The organism is Cobetia marina (assembly GCF_001720485.1).
In the GTDB taxonomy this organism is placed as follows: Bacteria; Pseudomonadota; Gammaproteobacteria; order Pseudomonadales; family Halomonadaceae; genus Cobetia; species Cobetia marina.
Genome location: NZ_CP017114.1, coordinates 1,246,376 through 1,266,570 on the forward strand (window position 1 = coordinate 1,246,376; position 20,195 = coordinate 1,266,570).

At 62.7% G+C, this 20,195-nt stretch carries 18 protein-coding genes and 3 tRNA genes; 11 read left to right on the plus strand and 10 right to left on the minus strand.

Features of this window, described 5'->3' with window-relative positions; all coding sequences use genetic code 11:
- Positions 1-8 precede the first annotated feature (8 nt).
- The gene (locus BFX80_RS05310) at positions 9-1,466 is read left to right on the plus strand and encodes a sodium-dependent transporter (RefSeq protein WP_077374627.1); all 1,458 of its coding nucleotides are present in this window, start codon (positions 9-11) and stop codon (positions 1,464-1,466) included.
- Between the two features lie 184 nt (positions 1,467-1,650).
- On the opposite strand, the gene lapB is transcribed toward BFX80_RS05310, so the two are convergent.
- The 3 genes from lapB to BFX80_RS05325 form a co-directional block, all read right to left on the minus strand.
- Positions 1,651-2,829, minus strand: a complete 1,179-nt coding sequence (gene lapB, locus BFX80_RS05315) for a lipopolysaccharide assembly protein LapB (protein ID WP_084208132.1) — start codon at positions 2,827-2,829, stop codon at positions 1,651-1,653.
- Positions 2,830-3,135 carry a lipopolysaccharide assembly protein LapA domain-containing protein gene (locus tag BFX80_RS05320; RefSeq protein WP_077374623.1) on the minus strand — a complete coding sequence of 102 codons (306 nt, stop codon included), beginning with the start codon at positions 3,133-3,135 and terminating at the stop codon, positions 2,830-2,832.
- Between the two features lie 119 nt (positions 3,136-3,254).
- Positions 3,255-3,551 (minus strand): integration host factor subunit beta, encoded by a 297-nt coding sequence (locus BFX80_RS05325; protein ID WP_077374621.1) that lies wholly within the window; start codon positions 3,549-3,551, stop codon positions 3,255-3,257.
- Positions 3,552-3,819: 268 nt separating this feature from the next.
- On the opposite strand from BFX80_RS05325, the gene BFX80_RS05330 reads away from it, so the two are divergent.
- Together BFX80_RS05330 and BFX80_RS05335 are read left to right on the plus strand one after the other, a co-directional pair.
- Positions 3,820-4,095, plus strand: coding sequence for an FAD assembly factor SdhE (locus tag BFX80_RS05330; protein ID WP_077374619.1), 276 nt, complete (start codon positions 3,820-3,822; stop codon positions 4,093-4,095).
- Complete coding sequence (locus BFX80_RS05335) at positions 4,055-4,858, plus strand: hypothetical protein (RefSeq protein WP_084208133.1); 804 nt, start codon at positions 4,055-4,057, stop codon at positions 4,856-4,858. The genes BFX80_RS05330 and BFX80_RS05335 overlap by 41 nt, the downstream gene beginning before the upstream one ends.
- Here BFX80_RS05335 and nadB read toward each other — a convergent pair whose 3' ends face one another.
- Both nadB and BFX80_RS05345 read right to left on the minus strand, forming a co-directional pair.
- Complete coding sequence (gene nadB / locus BFX80_RS05340; RefSeq protein WP_084208134.1) at positions 4,859-6,592, minus strand: L-aspartate oxidase; 1,734 nt, start codon at positions 6,590-6,592, stop codon at positions 4,859-4,861.
- Entirely contained in the window at positions 6,589-7,869 is a 1,281-nt protein-coding gene (locus BFX80_RS05345) for an FUSC family protein (RefSeq protein WP_084208135.1), read from the minus strand. Before BFX80_RS05345 ends, nadB begins: the two co-directional genes overlap by 4 nt.
- 440 nt (positions 7,870-8,309) lie before the next feature.
- On the opposite strand from BFX80_RS05345, the gene BFX80_RS05350 reads away from it, so the two are divergent.
- Positions 8,310-9,707: a class II fumarate hydratase gene (locus BFX80_RS05350; protein ID WP_077374611.1), complete on the plus strand. Its 1,398-nt coding sequence runs from the start codon at positions 8,310-8,312 to the stop codon at positions 9,705-9,707.
- 154 nt (positions 9,708-9,861) lie between these two features.
- Here the strand turns inward: BFX80_RS05350 and glpD are convergent, their stop codons facing one another.
- From glpD to BFX80_RS05365, 3 genes are all read right to left on the minus strand, one after another.
- On the minus strand, positions 9,862-11,364 hold the full coding sequence (gene glpD, locus BFX80_RS05355) for a glycerol-3-phosphate dehydrogenase (RefSeq protein WP_084208136.1): 1,503 nt from the start codon (positions 11,362-11,364) through the stop codon (positions 9,862-9,864).
- Positions 11,365-11,458: 94 nt separating this feature from the next.
- Entirely contained in the window at positions 11,459-11,881 is a 423-nt protein-coding gene (locus BFX80_RS05360; RefSeq protein WP_084208137.1) for a hypothetical protein, read from the minus strand.
- A 94-nt stretch (positions 11,882-11,975) separates the two neighbouring features.
- The gene (locus BFX80_RS05365) at positions 11,976-12,758 is read right to left on the minus strand and encodes a DeoR/GlpR family transcriptional regulator (protein ID WP_084208138.1); all 783 of its coding nucleotides are present in this window, start codon (positions 12,756-12,758) and stop codon (positions 11,976-11,978) included.
- Between the two features lie 419 nt (positions 12,759-13,177).
- Between BFX80_RS05365 and glpT the strand changes: the two genes are divergently transcribed.
- The 7 genes from glpT to BFX80_RS05400 all read left to right on the plus strand — a co-directional run bounded on the left by glpT (position 13,178) and on the right by BFX80_RS05400 (position 18,357).
- Positions 13,178-14,521, plus strand: a complete 1,344-nt coding sequence (gene glpT, locus BFX80_RS05370) for a glycerol-3-phosphate transporter (protein WP_077374603.1) — start codon at positions 13,178-13,180, stop codon at positions 14,519-14,521.
- Between the two features lie 88 nt (positions 14,522-14,609).
- Positions 14,610-16,103 (plus strand): glycerol kinase GlpK, encoded by a 1,494-nt coding sequence (gene glpK, locus BFX80_RS05375; protein WP_077374601.1) that lies wholly within the window; start codon positions 14,610-14,612, stop codon positions 16,101-16,103.
- Between the two features lies 1 nt (position 16,104).
- The gene (locus BFX80_RS05380) at positions 16,105-16,827 is read left to right on the plus strand and encodes an MIP/aquaporin family protein (RefSeq protein ID WP_077374599.1); all 723 of its coding nucleotides are present in this window, start codon (positions 16,105-16,107) and stop codon (positions 16,825-16,827) included.
- A gap of 198 nt (positions 16,828-17,025) precedes the next feature.
- Positions 17,026-17,748 carry an MIP/aquaporin family protein gene (locus BFX80_RS05385; protein WP_084208139.1) on the plus strand — a complete coding sequence of 241 codons (723 nt, stop codon included), beginning with the start codon at positions 17,026-17,028 and terminating at the stop codon, positions 17,746-17,748.
- 301 nt (positions 17,749-18,049) lie between these two features.
- Positions 18,050-18,126: transfer RNA gene (locus BFX80_RS05390), tRNA-Val, on the plus strand.
- 37 nt (positions 18,127-18,163) lie between these two features.
- Positions 18,164-18,240: transfer RNA gene (locus BFX80_RS05395), tRNA-Val, on the plus strand.
- 40 nt (positions 18,241-18,280) lie between these two features.
- Positions 18,281-18,357, plus strand: a tRNA-Val gene (locus tag BFX80_RS05400).
- Between the two features lie 90 nt (positions 18,358-18,447).
- Here BFX80_RS05400 and BFX80_RS05405 read toward each other — a convergent pair.
- Positions 18,448-19,479 carry an alpha/beta hydrolase gene (locus tag BFX80_RS05405; protein WP_084208140.1) on the minus strand — a complete coding sequence of 344 codons (1,032 nt, stop codon included), beginning with the start codon at positions 19,477-19,479 and terminating at the stop codon, positions 18,448-18,450.
- 195 nt (positions 19,480-19,674) lie between these two features.
- Positions 19,675-20,163 carry a GAF domain-containing protein gene (locus BFX80_RS05410; RefSeq protein WP_077374593.1) on the minus strand — a complete coding sequence of 163 codons (489 nt, stop codon included), beginning with the start codon at positions 20,161-20,163 and terminating at the stop codon, positions 19,675-19,677.
- Positions 20,164-20,195: the final 32 nt, after the last annotated feature.

Sequence of the window (20,195 nt, forward strand, 5' to 3'; positions counted from 1 at the left end):
GGTATTCCATGACGGCAAGACAGCAACCCAAGAATCTCTGGATCAGTCGCTGGGGGTTCATCCTTGCAGCTACCGGTTCCGCGGTAGGGCTGGGCAATATCTGGAAGTTTCCCTATATCACCGGTGAATATGGCGGAGGCGCCTTCGTGCTGGTGTATCTGGCCTGCATTCTCGCCGTGGGCGTGCCCGTGATGATGGCGGAGATCGCCTTCGGGCGTCGTGGTCGCGGCAGCCCCATCGAGGCGATCGCCAACCTGGCCCGGGAAGCGGGGGCCAGCCCGCTGTGGAAGGTCTTCGGTTGGATGGCGATGCTGGCCGGCTTCATGATCCTGTCGTTCTATGTCGTGGTCGCGGGGTGGTCCTTCAGCTACCTGTGGAAGATGGCCAGCGGGTCGCTGTCCGGACATGGCGTCGCTGAGCTGGGCGGTATCTTCGAGGCTGGCAACGCCAATCCCTGGGCACTGGGTGGCTGGGCGACGCTGGTGACGGTAGTGACCATGCTGATCGTCGGGCGTGGCGTGCAGGAGGGGGTCGAGAAGAGCGTGCGCTGGATGATGCCGGGCATGGTGATCATGCTGTTGATCATGATCGGCTACGCCCTGACCTCCGGCAACTTCTCGGCAGGCTTCCACTTCCTGTTCGACTTCGATGTCTCCCGATTGAGCAGTGAGGGCGTGCTGGCCGCGCTGGGGCATGCCTTCTTCACCCTGTCGCTGGCCTCCGGCGCCATCCTGACCTACGGCTCCTATCTGCCGTCAGGCACCTCCATCGCTCGCACCACCTTCACGGTCGCGATCGCCGATACGCTGGTGGCGCTGATGGCGGGACTCGCGATCTTCCCGATCATCTTCGCCAATGGCATGGACCCGTCCTCCGGTCCGGGGCTGATCTTCATGAGCCTGCCGGTGGCCTTCAACCAGATGCCCTTCGGTCAGCTGTTCGGGGTACTGTTCTTCGCGATGCTCTCCATTGCCGCCTTGACGTCCGCGATCTCGATGATCGAGGCCACCGTCGCCTGGCTGAGCGAGAACCGCAACATGAGTCGCACCAAGGCATCGTGGCTTGCCGGAAGCGTGTTGTGGCTGGTCGCGATGTTCGCGATGCTGTCCTTCAATCTGGGCGCGGACTGGACCCTGGCCGGCAAGCACTTCTTCGACTGGCTGGATTACCTGACCTCGCGCTGGATGATGCCGATCGGTGGCATCGCCATGGCGCTGCTGGCCGGTTTCGTCTTCAAGAGCAGCATGTTGCGCGATGAGCTGGATCTGAGTGAGGGAGGCTACCGTATCTGGCTGTTCATGATTCGCTATGTCAGCCCGATCTGCATCGTGGCGATCTTCATTGATGCGCTTGGCGTGGCGGCCCTGAGTCTAGAGGACTGGCCGTATTTCCTGGGGGCCATCGTGCTGGCCTGCGGGGCAGGAGAGACGCTGTCACCGCGTCTGCGTGGGCCTCGCGTCGCCTGACGAGCCAGAGAGTCGAGGGCTTTCAGGCCCTGGAATGACGAGACGCCCCCGTCGCGAAAGCGGCGGGGGCGTCTTGCATCCTGCTCGGGCGCACTTGGTCTGACGTGCTTGTGCTGACGTGCTTGGTCTGACGGGCTTGAACTGACGGGCTGGTCCAGATGAGCGAGTCACGGAATGCGGGGGCTCATTCGCCTTCCAGTCCGGTGATCGGCTTGACGGTACCCCAGTGGCGACATTTCGGGCATTGCCACAGCAGCATCGAGGCCTCGAATCCGCAGCGGTGGCAGCGATGGCGAGGGCGTGCCTCGATCAGCTGCTGGGTATGGCGCTTGAGCAGGCTGAAGCGCTGGGTCTCGCGCTCATCGGCATCCAGCAGGTACAGGTCGAGCAGATAGTCGACGCCCCGCAGGCTGGGGTGGCGATGCAATTGCTCGCTGGCGAAGCTGACAGCGGCCTCGACTCCTTCCCGGCGCTCGATCAACTGGGCGAGACTGACCACCGTGGTGGTATAGGGGCCGCGCTCGACTTCCTGCTGCAGATAGCGCACCAGTCCGCTTTCGTCGTCCAGCATGTGGAATGCCTTGCCGAGCGGTTCGAGAATGATGGGAGTGAAACCGGTGTCCTGACGCGGAATGCGCTGCAGCAGGCGAATGCTCTGCTTGTAGTTGGCATGCTCGTATTCGATCTCGGCCAGCATCCAGTTGGCGCGCACACATTTCTCATCCGTGGAGAGTGCCTGCTTGAGGCGCTTGCGCGCCACCGCCTGACTGCCTTCGAGGATATCGAGGGCCGCCAGTTCGCAGTGCCAGTGGGCGGCGGCGCGTCGGATGCCACCTTCCTGACGCAGGATGGGGTGCGCGACCTCGAGGGCAGCCTCCCATTCTCGCTCACGCTCGAGCAGGTCGATCAGGAGGCGTCGGCCAGCGCGACGATGGTCATCGTGCTGGGCCTGCTTGAGGAGGGTTTCCAGCAGCTTCTCGGCGCGGTCGTAGACACCGCTGCGCATGAAGTCGCGGGCCAGTTCCAGCTGTACGCGTTCGCCCTGCTCGCTGTCGAGGGCCGGGCGTGCCAGCAGATTCTGGTGGATCTTGACGGCGCGGTCGACCTCCCCGCGACTGCGGTACAGGTTACCCAGCGCGATGTGGGTATCGACCGTGTCGCTGTTGACTTCCAAGGCCTGTACGAAGGTTTCGATGGCGCGATCAGGCTGCTCGTTGAGCAGATGATTGAGGCCAACGAAATAGTCGCGGGACAAGGTGGCAGGGGCGGGAGTTTGCGTAGTGGGGCGACGATCACGTCGCCCCAGCCAGAACCCGATGGCAATGGCGGCCATCAGCAGTCCCAGCAGTATCAGGTCAGGCATTTATGCCACTTCCTTGATCTCCTGGATGCGCAGCTGGTCCAGTTCCTTGCGTTGCTGCTGGTTGCGGCGCTGCGCGCGGGTCAACAGCGTGCGCAGGCGCAGATACATGCCGGTCATGGCGATCATGCCGAGCACGACGCCGATGGCCAGTGAAAACAGCAGCCACATGGAAAGTGAGGCAGCCGGCAGCTCGAGCCAGATGAGGTCGAGAGGCACGGTTTGCTGGTTGTGAACGGCAAACAGGATGCCGACCAGCAGAACGATCAGCAGGATCACGGCCAGAACGAGACCTTTTAGCCAGCGCATAACGGTTTCCTTGTCATGAAATGCAGTCGTGAATCATCGCCTGGCGAGTGTATCACCGGGCAAGCCGTGAGTCTCGACGTCAGCCGTGCGGCCTGAGGCCAGGCCGATGCCTTGTGGGCTCAGTAGCCGAGCGCGCGGCTGGCATCGACCTGTTCGCGCAGTTCCTTGCCCGGTTTGAAGTGCGGGACGAACTTGCCGTCCAGCTGGACGGGCTCTCCGGTCTTCGGGTTGCGTCCCAGACGCGGCTCACGGTAGTGCAGCGAGAAGCTGCCGAACCCGCGAATCTCCACGCGCCCCCCGTGGGCCAGCGCATCAGTGACATCATCGAGGATGATGCGAACGGCGGCTTCTACATCCTTGAGCGACAACTCAGGCTGTCGCATGGCTATCTGTTCGATCAGCTCGGACTTGGTCATCGGATCTCTCCATGCCTGCACCCTAGCGGGAAGGGTGATCGTGATGCGGCTGTCAGATGACCTCTTGTCGTCTGACGGACCCCCGCATCCTTGTGATTGTTATCTCCTCAGCATAATGGGCAAATCCTGAGAAAACAACGCACTACGAACATCATTGCCCATCACGACATGGATTGCCAATTCCTGTCGTGGCAAAGGGTCAACGGATGCTGCCAGACTCCCCCTCGGGTATACTGCGGGCATTGATGTGACGACTGAGGTTCGGGCAATGGATGAGATGATTCGCAAGCGCCTTCACTGGCACTCCCGCCGCGGCATGTGGGAACTCGATCTGCTGCTGTTGCCTTTTCTCGAGCAGCGCTTCGATGCGTTGAGTGAGCAGGACAAGGCCCTCTACGTGGAACTGCTCGCGGAAGAGGATCAGGATCTCTTCGTGTGGCTGATGAAGCGGGATCCGTGTGGCAATGAGGACTATCAGCGCCTGATCGACATGGTGATCGCCAATGCAGAACATGGCGAACGCGATCAGTTCAAGGGCCTCTGAGCAGGCCCTGCATGCTCAGGCGATTCTGCGCCTGATACTGCTGGCGTGCAGCCTCGTGCTGATGACGTGGCTGTTCGCTCGCCTGGCAGGACCTTCCGGCCTGGATGCCTGGTGGGCCTGCCGCACCCATGATGCTCTGCCTTTCGAGGCGGAGCATTGTGCTTTCTGGGGCATGATGCCGCCTTTGAACATCCATTCGGCCGTCATGGCCATGCTGGCCACAGGCGGGGTCTTGCAGGGGGTGGAAGCCTGGTGGTGGTGGCATCGCCGCGACCGGCATCGGGAGGTATGGTGGCTGGCGCTCGGGGCGGAGCCCGTGGGGGAAAGGGCGGAGCGCACGGGGCTGGCCGCCATGCCAGAAACAGAAACAGAGACGGAGACAGGTGAGGGAGGTGAGGAGGGCGAACTGGCGCACGACGAAGCCGAAGAGGAAAGCCCTCGCCCACCGGCATCACTCGACGAGACGCGCAGGCGGCACCCCGAGATGCGCCTTTGCTGGTGGTGGGCGGACGCGAACTCCGGTGGCTGGCAGCGTGTCGGCGTCACGCGCCTGTGGTGTTCGCCGCGACTGGTGGGCCTGCGCCTCACGCGCCCCGGTGAGCGCTCACGTACTCTGTGGCTCTGGCCAGACAGTGCACCTCCAGCCCAGCTGCATCGGTTGCGACTGTGGCTGCTGTGGCCACCTCTCGCCCACGACATGCCACGACAGCCGCCTGCCATCGAGCCGCTGATGGCCCGTATCGCGACTGATCGCCGCCAATGATCATCTGAGGTGAATCACGCTGTCACGTGCACGCGGTGCCGGCATGGGGTAATCGCGCACGAAGTGGAGCCCACGTGATTCATGACGTTGGTGAGCGCTGATCAACAACAGCGGCGCCAGAGTCAGCGCCTGATACAGGGCCAGGTGAGTGACACCTGCGCTGGCCCCTGAGTGCCTGCCTTGCCGGGAGAGTTCAGAGGAATGAGCGCGCTCTGACGAATGAGGGGGCTCACAGGCCAGCCAGGCCGCCATCTGATCCAGTGCCGCTTCCAGTCCCTGCTGGCTACGCTCGATGCCTGCCTGCAGGCTCATCAGGCGCCGCAACGCCGTGAGCCGCTCATCCGCTTCGCGATTCTCCAGGCACATCACGTGCTGCCAGAGTGCATGCCTGTCTTTCAGTCGGGTCAATAGTGCCTGCTGGCGGGGAGGCAGCTGTCCTCGTTCAGGCAGCATGCTCGTTGTGAGCGCCTGCGCCACTGGCCAGGTGTCGGGCGCCGATTCGCCCTCGGTGAGCGCCTCGCCGCAGGCGCGCGCCTGCACCAGGCATTCCAGCAATGAGTTGCTGGCCATGCGGTTGGCCCCGTGAAGCCCTGTACAGGCCACTTCGCCGATGGCCCACAGTCCTGCCAGATCACTCGCGCCATTCAATTCGGTGGCGATTCCGCCGCAGCTGTAATGTGCTGCCGGTACCACGGGAATCGGGGCTCGGGTGATGTCGATGCCACGCTCCCGGCAATGCGCCAGGATGGTCGGGAAGTGATGATGGATGGCCGCGGAACCCAGCGCACTGATATCGAGATGGACGTGATCCAGCCCGTGAGCGCGCATCTCGGCGAGGATGGCGCGCGCCACCACGTCGCGTGGTGCCAGCTCCAGGCGAGGGTCGTGATCCAGCATGAAGCGATGGCCATCGGGGCGCTTCAACAGGCCACCTTCGCCGCGCACGGCTTCCGAGATCAGGAACGGCGTTCCGGCCGGGTCGTACAGACAGGTGGGGTGAAACTGCTGGAACTCCAGATTCATCAGGCTGGCACCGGCACGCACGGCCATCGCCATGCCATCCCCGACGCTGGCGCTGGGGCTGGTGGCATGCGCAAACAGGCCGCTGGCACCGCCCGTGGCCAATACCAGGTCGCGTACCGTCAGCAAGCGTTGCTGGCCGGTGCCATCGATGACCCGCAGTCCCGCGACCTGGGCCCCCTTCACCTCGATGTCCACGGCGAGCAGGTCATCGAGCACCTCGATGGCAGGATGTGACTCGACATGCTGACTGAGCGTATCCAGCAGCGCCCGCCCCGTGGCGTCGGCCGCATGGATGATGCGTCGCCGGCCGTGGCCGCCTTCCCGGGTGAGGTGATAGGGATAGCTGGCATCGGCTTCGGCTGGCGTGAAGGGGACGCCAAGCCCGATCAACCACTCGATGGCCTCGCGGGAATGTCCGACGGTAAAGCGCACCGCTCGCTCGTTGCACAGGCCGTCCCCCGCGATCAGCGTATCGGCGACATGCGATTCCACGTCATCCTCCGGGGCCAGTACCGCCGCGATGCCGCCCTGAGCCCAGCGGCTGGCGCCCTGGGCCTCCCGCGCCGGACGCAGCAGCGTCACGCGGCGCGAGCGCGACGCGGATGACGGCTGATTGGCCAGGCTGAGCGCAAGGGTCAGGCCGGCCGCACCGCCGCCCACGATCAGGACATCGTGGTCACTGGTGGCAGTGATGTCATGCGCTGTGCTCATGCGTCTTTCCTTGGCGTGTCACCGGGCGTGTCACCGGGCGTGGCGGCGGGCGAGCGGGAATGGGCGTCATCCCGGGTGTCAGGTGACTTCGCCTCGGGTGTCGGGGGCGTGCCGTCGCTGTCAGAGTCCTTGGGGACGGCTGTCTCGCCCGGGGTCGGGTCCTCCGGCAGGAATATCCGGCGGGCATCACTGATCAGGCCATGGCCCGGCAGGCGCCGTTGCAGGCGCTCGCTGGGCAGACGTTCCAGCAGGGACAGCCGCTCCCCGAGGGCTTCCGTCAGGCGCGCGAGTTCACGATTCAGCCACAGATAACCTGCCGGACTGAACAGGGCACGTCCTTTGCGGCTCTCGACATTGCGTACCTCGGCATAGCGCTGCAGGTCGAACGGGGTGACCGTCAGCTCGATGTGCTGGCCGGTACGCACCTGGAAGGCCAGCGTGCCGAGGGCACGAGCCAGTCGGTGCTGGGCATCGCGCAGGCCCTCGAGTCCTTCGATGAACTCATGACCTTCTCGCGTGTTCCAGTGGGTTTCCTGCAGCAGCTCGATGGTCGAGATCATGCGCCGCTCGAACGACAGGATCTCCTCGATATCACCGCGCTGGATCCGGCCCTCACGCACCACGGCATCCACCAGTCCACGCTGCTTGACCAGCTGGGCGGAGGTGGCGCGCACCAGATTGAGCGTTTCCTCGATGCTGGAACGCTCTGCATTGGTGTGGTTGTGGTAGAGCCGCGCCAGCTTGTCGAGGTTGTCGGCCAGCAGGAAGCGGAAGACATCCGTCGCCTTCTGGGGCAGCAGGACCAGGCTGACCACGATACTGATCAAGGTGCCCAGTACCACGTTGAAGACGCGCCACAGGGCGATCCCGAGATCATGATTGCCATCGCCCACCACCATCAGCAGGGTGACGCAGAACAGCAGCGAGCTGTAGCCATAGCGGTTGCTGAAGGTGGCATTGAGCGCCAGCGCGATGCCGACCATGCTCCAGATGGGCACCACGCCGGGCAGCGGGTCCGCGACCAGTATCAGGATCAGGCCCCAGAGTCCCCCCAGCAGCGTGCCGAGCAGGCGCTGCGAGCCCTTGTCGAGCACGCCGCCGACGTGGGGCAGATTGCCCATCACCATCACGGTGCTGACCAGTGCCCAGGAGCTGTGCGGCAGATCGAACAGCTCGATGATGCTGAAACAGAGCGTCAGGGCGACGGTGACCCGCAGGATATGCAGGCGTTGGCGGTGCAGGTAGGTGAAGTAGGGATTGTGCGATAGCCAGTTCATGCCGATTCCCCCTCGCGAATGACAAGACCGGGGGTGAGCAGGCGGGTCGCAGACATGGCGGGCATCAGCAGCAGAGAAGTGGACATCGGGTGCCAGGAGATTCCGTCGACAGAGAATGGAAGAGGATGTCGTGAGCGATGCCGCCGTACACCGGCGCAGGCAGGGCGCGGCGGACCACCGAATCGCCGCACAGTGTAACCGACCCCCACGAGCTCGTCACAGCGCTTGGCATGCCAGAATCACGTTGTCATCAGCAGGTTAGTGGCGGGTCGTGAAGGGTAACGCGGAAATCTGATGATTGTTATTGATAATCACTACCATCAAGTGGCTTGATTGGATTCCCCCAAGGCCCCACGTGATCATGGGGGCAATCCATTCACGCCTACCGGCAGCGCCAGTCACACGAGCCGCTGCCTGGTGTCATCACAGGGAGTCATTGCATGAGCAGCCAGACCCGTCGCGAACAGGACAGCATGGGCGAACTCGAGGTGCCGGTCAGTGCACTCTACGGGGCGCAGACCCAGCGTGCGGTGGACAACTTCCCGGTCAGCGGCCAGCCCTTGCCGGCACCGTTCATCCAGGCGGTGGCGCGCATCAAGCTTGCCGCGGCAGAGGTCAATCTCGACCTCGAGTTGCTGGATGAGGCGCGTGCCGGCGCCATCGTCAAGGCGGCGCGCCAGATCATCGATGGCGAGCATGCGGATCAGTTCCCGGTCGATGTCTTCCAGACCGGTTCCGGTACCTCGACCAACATGAACGTCAATGAAGTACTGACGCATCTGGCCAATGCCCAGCTGGAAAGCGAGAACAGCGACCTCAAGGTCGGCGCCAATGACCACGTCAACATGGGGCAGTCCAGCAACGATGTCATCCCGACGGCGATTCACCTGTCGGCGGTCATTGCCGTCACCGATACCTTGCTGCCTGCGCTGCGTCATCTGCACGACGTGATCGCGAGCAAGGCGGCGGAGGTCGATGATGTCGTCAAGACCGGCCGCACCCACCTGATGGACGCGATGCCGATTCGTCTGAGCCAGGAGCTGGGGGCATGGCAATCCCAGGTGGCACAGGCCATCGAGCGCATCGAGGAGTCGCTGCCGCGTCTCGAGCGTCTCGCCCAGGGCGGCACGGCCGTCGGCAGTGGCATCAACGCGCATCCCGAGTTTGCCGAACGCATGGCCAAGCGCCTATCGCTTCAGACCGGGCACGCCTTCCGTCCGGCCGACAGCTTCTTCGCGGCGCTGTCTTGTCAGGATTCCGCGGTCGAGCTTTCCGGCCACCTGCGGACCTACGCCGTGGCGATGATGAAGATCAGCAATGACCTGCGCTGGATGAACTCCGGGCCGTTGGCCGGGCTGGGCGAGATCGAGCTTGAGGCCTTGCAGCCGGGCAGCTCCATCATGCCGGGCAAGGTCAATCCGGTGATTCCGGAAGCTGCCGCCCAGGTGGCTGCCCAGGTGATGGGCAACGATGCCACCATCGGCATCGCCGGTCAGAGCGGCAACTTCCAGCTCAATGTCATGCTGCCGTTGATCGCCAACAATCTGCTGTCCTCGATCACGCTGAGTGCCAATGTCAGCCGCCTGCTGGCGGACAAGGCCATTGCCACCTTCACGGTGCGGCGGGACAACATCGAAGCGCCGCTGGCCAGGAACCCGATTCTGGTCACGGCACTCAATCCGGTGATCGGTTACAACGAGGCCGCACGTATCGCCAAGGTGGCCTATCAGGCCGGCCGGCCGATCCTCGAGGTGGCCGAGGAGGAGACGGATCTCGACCGTGAGACGCTGGAGCGCCTGCTGGACCCGGCCAAGCTGACCGAGGGCGGCATCCAGTAAGCGTGCCCCCGCAAGGCTGACAGCAAGCGTCAGCAGGCAAGAGACAGCAGGCAAGAGACAGCACGCAAGAGTCTGCGAGTAAACGACAGAAAGCCCGCCCTCCAGTCAGGAGGGCGGGCTTTCTGATGTCGCGAGCAGATGAATCAGCGAAGCGTCAGGCGGCGTGCGCCATCAGGCGTTCCTTGAGGTACTCACCGATGCGGGCCTTCTGCTCATCGCTCAGGCGCAGGGTCAGCTTGGTACGCCGCCACACCACATCCTGTACCTCATGTGCCCACTCACGCTCGACCAGGTAATCGATCTCGGCGGCGCTCAGGCCGGCACCGAAGTCTTCGCCAAGCTCGGCTTCGCTCTTCTTGCCGTCGAGGAAGTGCAGGCACAGGCTGCCGTAGCTGGAAGCCAGGCGTCTGGCGCGAGCCTCTCCCAGGAACGGGAAGTCGCGGACCAGCTGGCGAGTGAAGGCCGCGCGGCTCTCGATGTCTCCCCCCGGCAAGGCCTTCTCGTGGGTCCACGGCTCACCCATGTTGGGCAGCAGCGGCTTCAGATCTTCCAGCGCGGATTCGGCCAGCTTGCGATAGGTAGTGATCTTGCCACCGAAGATGGACAGCATCGGCGCGCCGCTGTCATCCAGGTGCAAGGTGTAGTCGCGGGTCATCGCTGACGGGTCGGCTGACTCGTCATCACACAGCGGGCGTACGCCGGAGAAGGAGGAGATGACGTCATCGCGGCTCAGCTTGCGCTTGAAGTGATGGTTGACCACCTCGAGCATGTAGTCGGTTTCATCGCTGGAGCAGGCTACCTCGGAGGGGTCGCCCTTGTAGCGCACGTCCGTGGTGCCGACCAGGCTGAAGTCCTCCTGATAGGGCAGCACGAAGACGATGCGCTTGTCCTTGTTCTGCAGGATGAAGGCGCGATCATCGGTATTGAGGCGCGGCACGATCAGGTGGCTGCCCTGGATCATGCGGATGCCGTAGCGCGGCGTGCGCTCGGTGGCACCCTTGATGAAGGACTCCACCCACGGCCCGGCGGCATTCACCAATGTGCGGGCGTGACGGGTGAAGGTCTCACCGCTGTCGATGTTCTCCAGCGTCAGCTCCCAATGCCCGTTCACGTCGCGTGCCCCGACGCAGCGAGTGCGCGTCATGATCTCCGCGCCTTGCTCCTGAGCCTGAAGCGCGTTGGTGATGACCAGACGCGCATCATCCACCCAGCAGTCGGAATATTCGAAGCCCTGGGTGATCTCGCTGACCAAGGGGCTCTGCTCACCGAACTTGAGCCCCTTGGAGGCTGGCAGGGTCTCGCGCTTGCCGATGTGGTCATACAGGAACAGGCCGGCGCGGATCATCCAGGCCGGACGAAGATGTGGCTGGTGCGGCAGGATGAAGCGCAGGGGCCAGATGATGTGCGGTGCCTTCTTGAGCAGCACTTCACGCTCCTGCAGGGCTTCACGTACCAGCCGGAACTCGTAGTGTTCCAGGTAGCGCAGGCCGCCATGGATCAGCTTGCTGCTGGCGGAAGAGGTGGCGCTGGCCAGATCATTCTGCTCGCACAGTGCCACGCTCAGGCCGCGCCCGCTGGCGTCATTGGCGATACCGGCACCATTGATGCCACCGCCGATGATGAAGAGGTCGATAAGTGCGTCGTTGTCGCGGGACATGGGCTGCTCCTGCACGTGCCCGGCGCTACCGGGGAGATCGAGATGGGGCGGCACCGGTTCGGTGCGCGTGATAAGTTTCGAAAGTGAACATAGCTTAGTGAAAGTCGAACATCAAGGTGATTCTTGTGGCACCTCGATTTTCGAAAGTGCGCATAATGGGCTCGAACAAGCGACCCGGCATTGCACCATGTTCAACCTGTTGTCCTGCCTGAACATTTTTCACAGTGTCGATGCGGGATATGACAGTCGGATGAAGATCTGCCTCTTCGCCCATGCGCTCGAGGCACTGGCCGACGGGCTTTTCTGCAGCCTGCCGGCGCACCGCAAGGCGAGATGCCCGATGCAAGGGGAGCTTGCTGAGCAGGAGGATGAGAAGAGAGCCGAGGAGGAGCAGGCTAGAAGAAGAGAAAAAGAGAAAAAGAGAAGAAGAGAAGAAGAGAAGAAGAGAAGAAGAGAAGAAGAGAAGAAGAGAAGAAGAGAAGAAGGAGAAGAAGAGCGGCGACCCACGCCACGGCATGACGCACGGCTTGACGTGGGAAATGACTCAACGATGAGGAAGGGGATGGCGAGACGACAGGCGTTCCGCGTGGCTGGGCGCTCTGCGCCGTGGATCAGGCGTTCCCGGCCTCGTCGGATACCGCAACATGCAAGGCCACTTCATGCTGGTGCATCAGTCTCAGAATGTTTTCCGGAGGCTGGATATCCGTGAACAGCGCATCCAGCTGGCTCAGGTTGCCCTGACGCACCACGGCATTGCGCTGGAACTTGGAGTGATCCGCGATCAGGAATACCTGGCGCGAGTTGTGGATGATCGCCTGGGCGACACGCACTTCCTGATAGTCGAACTCCAGCAGCGAGCCATCTTCATCGATGCCGCTGATGCCGATGATGCCGTAATCCACCTTGAACTGATTGATGAAGTCGATGGTGGCCTCGCCGATGATGCCGCCATCGCGGGAGCGCACCATGCCACCGGCGACGATGACATTGAAATCCTCCTTGTGCTGGAGAATGGCTGCCACGTTGAGGTTGTTGGTGATGACTTCCAGTCCGTGATGATCACACAGCGCCTCGGCGACCATCTCATTGCTGGTGCCGATGTTGATGAACAGCGAGGCGTGATCCGGTATCTCGTTGGCGAGGGTGCGAGCGATGCGCCGCTTGGCTTCCAGGTTCAGGGTCTTGCGCGTGCTGTAGGCAGTGTTCACCGTGCTGGATTCAAGTCCCGCCCCCCCATGGACACGCTTTAGGGCACCGGCTTCCGAGAGCTGGTTGAGATCACGGCGAATGGTCTGCGGCGTGACCTTGAAGTGACTCGCCAGCTGCTCGATGGAGGCATAGCCCTGACGCGTGATCAGTTCGACGATGGCGCGGTGGCGCTTGGACTGCATCATCCTGTCCTCTTGCTCATGTCCGGTGAAAAGACGTCTGCTCTGAACCGTCGCGCAGGCAACGTGATCCTGCGTGCGGTTGCTGCTCGACCAGGTGCCCCGTGATGGTGAGGCGGGGCAGTGTGCCATCCAGAATGTTCGTTTGATGTTCTTTTTGATACATGCTCGCGGTGACGCCAGTGGTCGCACTGATTGACCTGGTGGGCGCAAGCCGTTGAAGTTATACGAAATCATGCATAACTTACTGAATAGCAAGGATTGTCATGCTCGTGTAGACAAAGGTCTAGCGAATATCGGTGCTTTTCGCATTGTGACACCGATGTGAAGCCTGTACTTTCGCATTCGAACACCAAGCGCGTCTGTCAAGGCGTCGCTATGCCCGTGTAGAGGTCGGTGTCGTAAAATCAGGAGCGAGCAGCAGAATGTACGGTTTATTCAAATCCGCGGTGCACGCCACACCGCTTCACGACGCCAAGGTAGACGACACCTATAAGCGACTGAGATGGCAGATCTTTCTCGGTATCTTTCTAGGCTATGCCGGCTACTATCTGGTACGCAAGAACTTCTCCCTGGCCATGCCTTCCCTGGTGGAGCAGGGCTATTCCCGTGGTGATCTTGGTCTGGCCTTTGCCGGCGTGTCGATCGCCTATGGTATCTCCAAGTTCGTGATGGGGGCTGTCTCTGACCGCTCCAACCCGCGTTACTTCCTTCCTGCCGGTCTTCTGATGTCTGCCGGCATCATGTTCCTGTTCGGTTTCACTGACTGGGCAACCTCCAGCATCGGCATCATGTTCGTGCTGCTGTTCCTCAATGGGTGGGTGCAGGGCATGGGATGGCCGCCCTGCGGTCGCACCATGGTGCACTGGTGGTCACAGAGTGAGCGTGGCCAGATCGTCTCGGTGTGGAACGTGGCCCATAACGTCGGCGGCGGTCTTGTCGGTCCGCTGTTCATTCTTGGCATGGCCTGGTTCAACGACTGGCAGTCCGCGTTCTATGTGCCTGCCGCGCTGGCCGTCTTCGTGGCGATCTTCGCCCTGCTGACCATGCGAGACACGCCGCAGAGCTGTGGTTTGCCTCCCATCGAGAAGCACAAGAATGACTATCCGCCGGGATACGATGAAAGCCACGAGCAGGAATTCTCCACGCGGGAGATCCTGGTCAAGTACGTGTTCAAGAATCGCATGCTCTGGTACATCGCGCTGGCGAATGTCTTCGTGTATCTGCTGCGTTACGGGGTCCTCGACTGGGCGCCGACCTACCTGCAGGAAGCCAAGAGCTTCAGCGTCGACAAGTCCTCCTGGGCGTATTTCCTGTATGAGTGGGCCGGTATTCCCGGCACGCTGCTGTGTGGTTGGTTGTCCGACAAGCTGTTCCGGGGCAACCGCGGTGCGACAGGGGTGTGTTTCATGGCGCTGGTCGCCGTCTTCACCACTGTCTATTGGTTGAATCCTGCCGGTAATCCGGGAATCGACATGCTGTGTCTGGTCGCCATCGGCTTCCTGATCTATGGCCCGGTCATGCTGATCGGTCTGCAGGCGCTTGAGCTGGTACCCAAGAAGGCGGCAGGGACCGCGGCTGGCTTCACCGGCCTGTTCGGTTACCTGGGCGGCTCTGTCGCTGCCAGTGCCTTGGTAGGCTATACGGTAGATGCCTATGGATGGGATGGTGGTTTCATGTTGTTGATTGGCTCGTGCGTGATGGCGGTCGTCCTGTTGTCATTGACGATCTTCGAGAGCGCTCGCATGTCGGCACGCACCGCCAGCTGATTCCCAGCGGAAACATGATCATTCAAATGGCCCGCTGAACGTGGCATGGGCGGGCCATCTTGTAACGGACTACCGGGAGATATTGACGATGACCAACCACATTCTGTCCATTGACCAGGGAACCACCAGCTCGCGCGCCATCCTCTTCGATCGTGAAGGCGCGGTGACCGGACTGGCACAAGAAGAATTTGCGCAACACTTTCCGAACAGCGGCTGGGTCGAGCATCACGTCGATGATATCTGGGGATCGGTGAAGCGCACCGTGCATCAGGCGCTGATCAATACCAATATCGGCGCTGAGCAGGTCGCGGCCATCGGGATCACCAACCAGCGTGAGACCACGATCGTCTGGGACCGCAAGACCGGCGTGCCGGTCTACAACGCCATCGTCTGGCAGGACCGCCGGACCCACGAGTACTGCCGTGAGCTTTCCGATGCCGGCCATGGCGAGATGATTCAGCGCAAGACCGGCCTGCTGATTGACCCGTACTTCTCCGCGACCAAGCTGCGCTGGATTCTCGAGAACGTAGAAGGCGTGCGTGCGCGCGCCGAGAAGGGCGAACTGGCCTTCGGAACCGTCGACAGCTATCTGATCTGGAAGCTGACCGGTGGGGCCCGTCACGTGACCGATGCCACCAATGCCTCGCGCACCTGCCTGTTCAACATCGTTGATCAGTGCTGGGACAGCGAGCTGCTGGCGCTGTTCGGCATCCCGGAATGCCTGCTGCCGGAAGTGCTGGATTCCAGTGATGATTTCGGCACCACCGATCCGCAGCTGTTCGGGGCGGCAATGCCGATCCGTGGCGTGGCGGGCGATCAGCAGGCGGCGCTGGTCGGGCAGGCCTGTTTCACGCCGGGCATGAGCAAGAGCACCTATGGCACGGGCTGCTTCATGATCATGAACACCGGCGAGAAGATGGAGCTGTCCAGGAACCGTCTGCTCACCACCGTCGGTTATCGCCTCAACGGCAAGCCGACCTTCGCCATGGAAGGCAGCATCTTCGTGGCCGGCGCCACCGTGCAGTGGCTGCGTGATGGCCTGAAGCTGTTCTCCGACGCCTCCGAGACCGAGCCGCTGGCACGTGCGGCCAGCGCAGATCACGGCGTCTACATGGTGCCGGCCTTCACCGGCCTGGGAGCGCCACACTGGGACCCGCAGGCTCGCGGCGCGATCCTGGGGCTGACCCGAGGTACCGGCATCACCGACATCGTCGCGGCCGGCCTGCAATCGGTGTGCTATCAGACCCGAGATCTGCAGGAGTGCATGCTGGATGACGTCACCATCAATTGCGCGAATCTGCGCGTGGATGGCGGCATGGTCAGCAACAACTGGGTGATGCAGTTCCTCTCCGACATGCTGGGCGTGAAGGTGGATCGCCCACGCGTGCTGGAAACTACGGCGCTGGGTGTGGCGTATCTGGCCGGCCTGCATATCGGTTGGTATGAAAGCCTGGAGGAGATCAGCGAGCTGTGGCACTGCGAGCGCACCTTCGCGCCGGAGATGGCGGAAGAGCAGCGTGAGCGCCTCTATGCCGGTTGGCTGGAAGCCGTCGAACGGGTGAAGAGCGACGGAGGTCACTGACATGTGGACTGACGTCATGACGGGCGAGTTTCTCGGTTGCCTGTTCCTGATCCTCTTCGGCGGCGGTGTGGTCGCCAACGTGGTACTCGCGGATACCAAGGGCAACGGCTCCGGGTGGATCGTGATCACCACCGGCTGGGGATTTGCGGTGATGATCGGCGTGTTCGTGGCCGTTTCCACCGGCTCGCCCCAGGCGGACCTCAATCCGGCGGTGACCCTCGCCAAGTACCTGCTCGGGGTGCATGCCACCCTCATCGATGTGGCGCGTCATGTCATCGCCCAGATGCTGGGCTGCTTCGCCGGTGCGGTGATGGTGTGGCTGGCCTATCTGCCGCATTGGAAGCGTACCGGCGACGCTGGCCTCAAGCGTGCGGTGTTCTGTACTGACCCCGCGGTCGAGTGCCGGTTGGGCAACATGCTCAGTGAGGTGATCGGCACCGTGGTGCTGATCTTCGGCATCGGCGCCATCGTCGGCTCCGGCAAGATCAGTGCCGGCCTGCTGCCGTATCTGGTCGGCATGCTGGTGTGGGCCATCGGGCTGTCGCTGGGTGGCGCCACGGGCTATGCCATCAATCCGGCGCGTGATCTTGGTCCTCGCATCGCGCACTCGCTGCTGCCGATCCATGGCAAGGGTGCCTCCGGGTGGGGATATGCCTGGGTGCCCATCGCCGGGCCGCTGGCGGGGGCATTGATCGCGGCCAGCATGTGGAATCTGCTGCTGTAAGCCCTTCTGTCGCAAGTGGCTGGAGCCACCTCGTCAGCTGTGGCAATGTAACGCCTCCTTCGCCCCGTCACTCGACGGGGCGAAGTCTTTGTGCCCGTGTGCCGACATTCCTGTCTGGGGGAGCGATGCCGCGACCTCTCTCGGGGCTGGAAGACACAGTGGGTGGTGGATGGGGACAAGTGACGGAGGTCATCTGGCATGTGGACTGACGTCATGACGGGCGAATTTCTGGGTACCACGCTCATGATCCTGCTGGGCGGCGGAGTCGTCGCCAATGCGATGCTGCGCAAGACCAAGGGAGCCGGTTCCAGCTGGTTGATGATCAATGCCGGCTGGGGCTTTGCGGTGATGGTCGGGGTGCTGGTGTCGACCTCGACAGGCTCTCCCTACGGAGATCTCAATCCAGCGGTCACCCTCGCCAAGTATCTGCTGGGCGTGCATGCAAGCGTGCTCGAGGTGGCCAGGATGATGCTGGCGGAGATGCTGGGATGCTTCACCGGGGCCGTGCTGGTGTGGGCGGCGTATTACCCCCATTGGAAGGTGACCCGTGACCCGCTGCGCAAGCGTGCGGTCTTCTGTACCGATCCGGCAGTCGATTCCCGATTGGCAAATGTTGTCAGTGAGGCGATCGCGACGGTGGTTCTCGTCTTCGCGATCGGCAGCATGGTCAACAGCGAGCTGATCACTGACCGGGTATTGCCGTATCTCATCGGGGCGCTGGTGTGGGCCATCGGTCTGTCACTGGGTGGCCCGACCGGCAATGCGATGAACCCGGCGCGCGATCTTGCGCCACGTGTCGCGCATTGGCTTCTGCCGATTCCGGGCAAGGGCAGTTCTGACTGGGGGTATGCCTGGGTGCCGATCGCCGGCCCCTTGCTGGGGGCGGCTGTGGCCGCGGGACTGCGATGGGTATTGTTTTGACGCCCCGTTGCCTTGTGATGTCGCTTGCGCGGCGCTGAGGGCGTGAAGACGTGAGGGCGTAAAGAAGTGAGGCGGTGCCGGCATGGGCTGGCACCGCCTCGCGCGTTCTCGGGGGAGGATCGGTGACCCCGGTGAGACGCCTGAAAGAAGGCGCATACGGCGAGTATCGCGATGCTACTCAGGCGAGAAATTTTTTTATCATCAGGGGGTTGCATCAAAACGGAAGATAAGTAGAATACGTCCTCGCTGACAGGGCAAAGCGCTTCGCACCACAAACGCTTCCTCATTCAGCTGCTGACACAGGACCATAGCTCAGTTGGTTAGAGCGCCACGTTGACATCGTGGAGGTCGGCGGTTCAAATCCGCCTGGTCCTACCAGCATCGGCATCGATGGCAACATCGCGCCACTTGATACAGGACCATAGCTCAGTTGGTTAGAGCGCCACGTTGACATCGTGGAGGTCGGCGGTTCAAATCCGCCTGGTCCTACCAAGCAGAAGCTTCAAGTGACAGTGATCCATCAGCCTCATCCAGGACCATAGCTCAGTTGGTTAGAGCGCCACGTTGACATCGTGGAGGTCGGCGGTTCAAATCCGCCTGGTCCTACCAGATTCCAGAAAACGCCCGACTCATCGAGTCGGGCGTTTTCGTGTGCGCGTCAGACACGCCTGTCGAGAAGCGCTGGCGCTGGCCGTGCTGTCAGGCAAGCGTGGTGTCGAGGAAGTCACCGGCTTCCTTGAGGGCGGCGTTGGCAGCGCTGAGCAGTGGTGCGAAGCCGACGAACACATGCGGCATGTCCGGCCACAGGCTGAGCGTGACAGGTGAGCCGCAATCCTGTGCCTGCGCGGCGTAGCGACGACTGTCATCGAGCAGGATTTCCGCCTCGCCGCATTGGATCAGCGTCGGTGGCAGGTCAAACAGATTCCCCTCCAGCGGCGAGATACGTGGATCGCTCATGTCGGTACCGTCCTGCACATAGGCCATGCTCACGAAGGGCAGCAGATTGGGATCGAGGATCGGGTCCACCTCGGCCTTGCGCGACAGCGAGGCGCTGCCCCAGCTGAGGTCAGTGGCGGGCGAGAAGGCGATCACCGCGTCCGGCAGCCGCTCGCCTGCGCTCTTGAGCGCGTTGAGGGCCGAGAGCGTGAGGTTGCCGCCCGCGCTGTCTCCGGCCAGCAGCAGGTGGTCATCCGGAAACTCGCGGCACAGCCAGTGCCATGCGGCCAGTACGTCTTCCAGGCCTGCCGGGAAGGGCGCCTCAGGGGCGAGGCGATAATCCAGCGTGTAGGTCTCGGCGCGCGCCGTGCGGCCCAGACGGCTGGCCAGCGGGCGATGGCCGGCGGGGGAGCCGGCGATCCAGCTACCCCCATGCACGTACAGCAGGCGACGTGCAGGTGTCGGTGCGCCGTCTGGTGCGGGCAATACCTCACAGAGGCGCTCGCCGTTTCCTCCCGGCAGCATCTCGAGGCGTGGCGTCACGCCGGTGTCGAGAATGCTGGCATCGGCGGCGAAGTAGCCTTCCAGCAGGGTGCGCTTGGCGCCCAGGTCATTGCCGGTACGTGCCGTGAAGGTCTTGAGGCGCTCGAGATGCGCGATGACCTGCTCGAGCCCTGCGTGGGCGTCATCGTGATTCTGGAGAGAGCCTTGCGCATGCGGGGCAGGATGAGCGGTCGATGAAGATGAGGAAGGCGCTGAGGAAGACGCGTCATGTGATGTTGACTGGGATGACATGTTCTGCTCCTGTCGGGTCAGAGAGCTCTTAACGTGTCATCTCGCCAGGGGCTGTGCAAGGGGCTTTGCAAGGGGCTTTGCAAGGGGCTGTGCGAGGGCTATGCAAGAAAGGCCTGACCCGCCGCAACGCAGACCGCCCGCCATGCAGGAGGCATGGCGGGCGGCAGGACATGATGTCAGCACCTGATGGGCGTATCAGGCGGGCACGCTGTCGAAATCGCTGGAGGCGATGAAGATCTCGACCAGGCGTTCGATGCCGGCTTGATCCTCTTCATCGAAGCGCTCGGGGCTGGGGCTATCCAGGTCCAGCACGCCCCACAGCACTTGCTGGCCGTTCTGCTCGATGAGAACGGGGATGACCAGCTCGCTGCGCGACGCGGCGTCACAGGCGATATGGCCCGGGAAGGCATGCACATCCGCGATACGCTGAGTGGTGCGCTGGGTCGCGGCAGCGCCACACACGCCCTTGGTGAAGGGGATCGGGTGGCAGGCCGGCTGACCCTGGAACGGTCCCAGGTGCAGGATCTGCGGCTGACGTTGCACATAGAAGCCTGCCCAGTTGAGGTCCGCCACCGTCATGTTGATGAAGGCAGCCGTCTGGGAGGCGTTGGTCAGCCAGTCGCGAGTGTCGAGCGTGGCGTCCAGCTGGCGGGCCAGCAGTGAGTAGTCGGGACGAGTGGCCATGTTGGCTCCTGAGTGGATGGCGGGTTGATGCC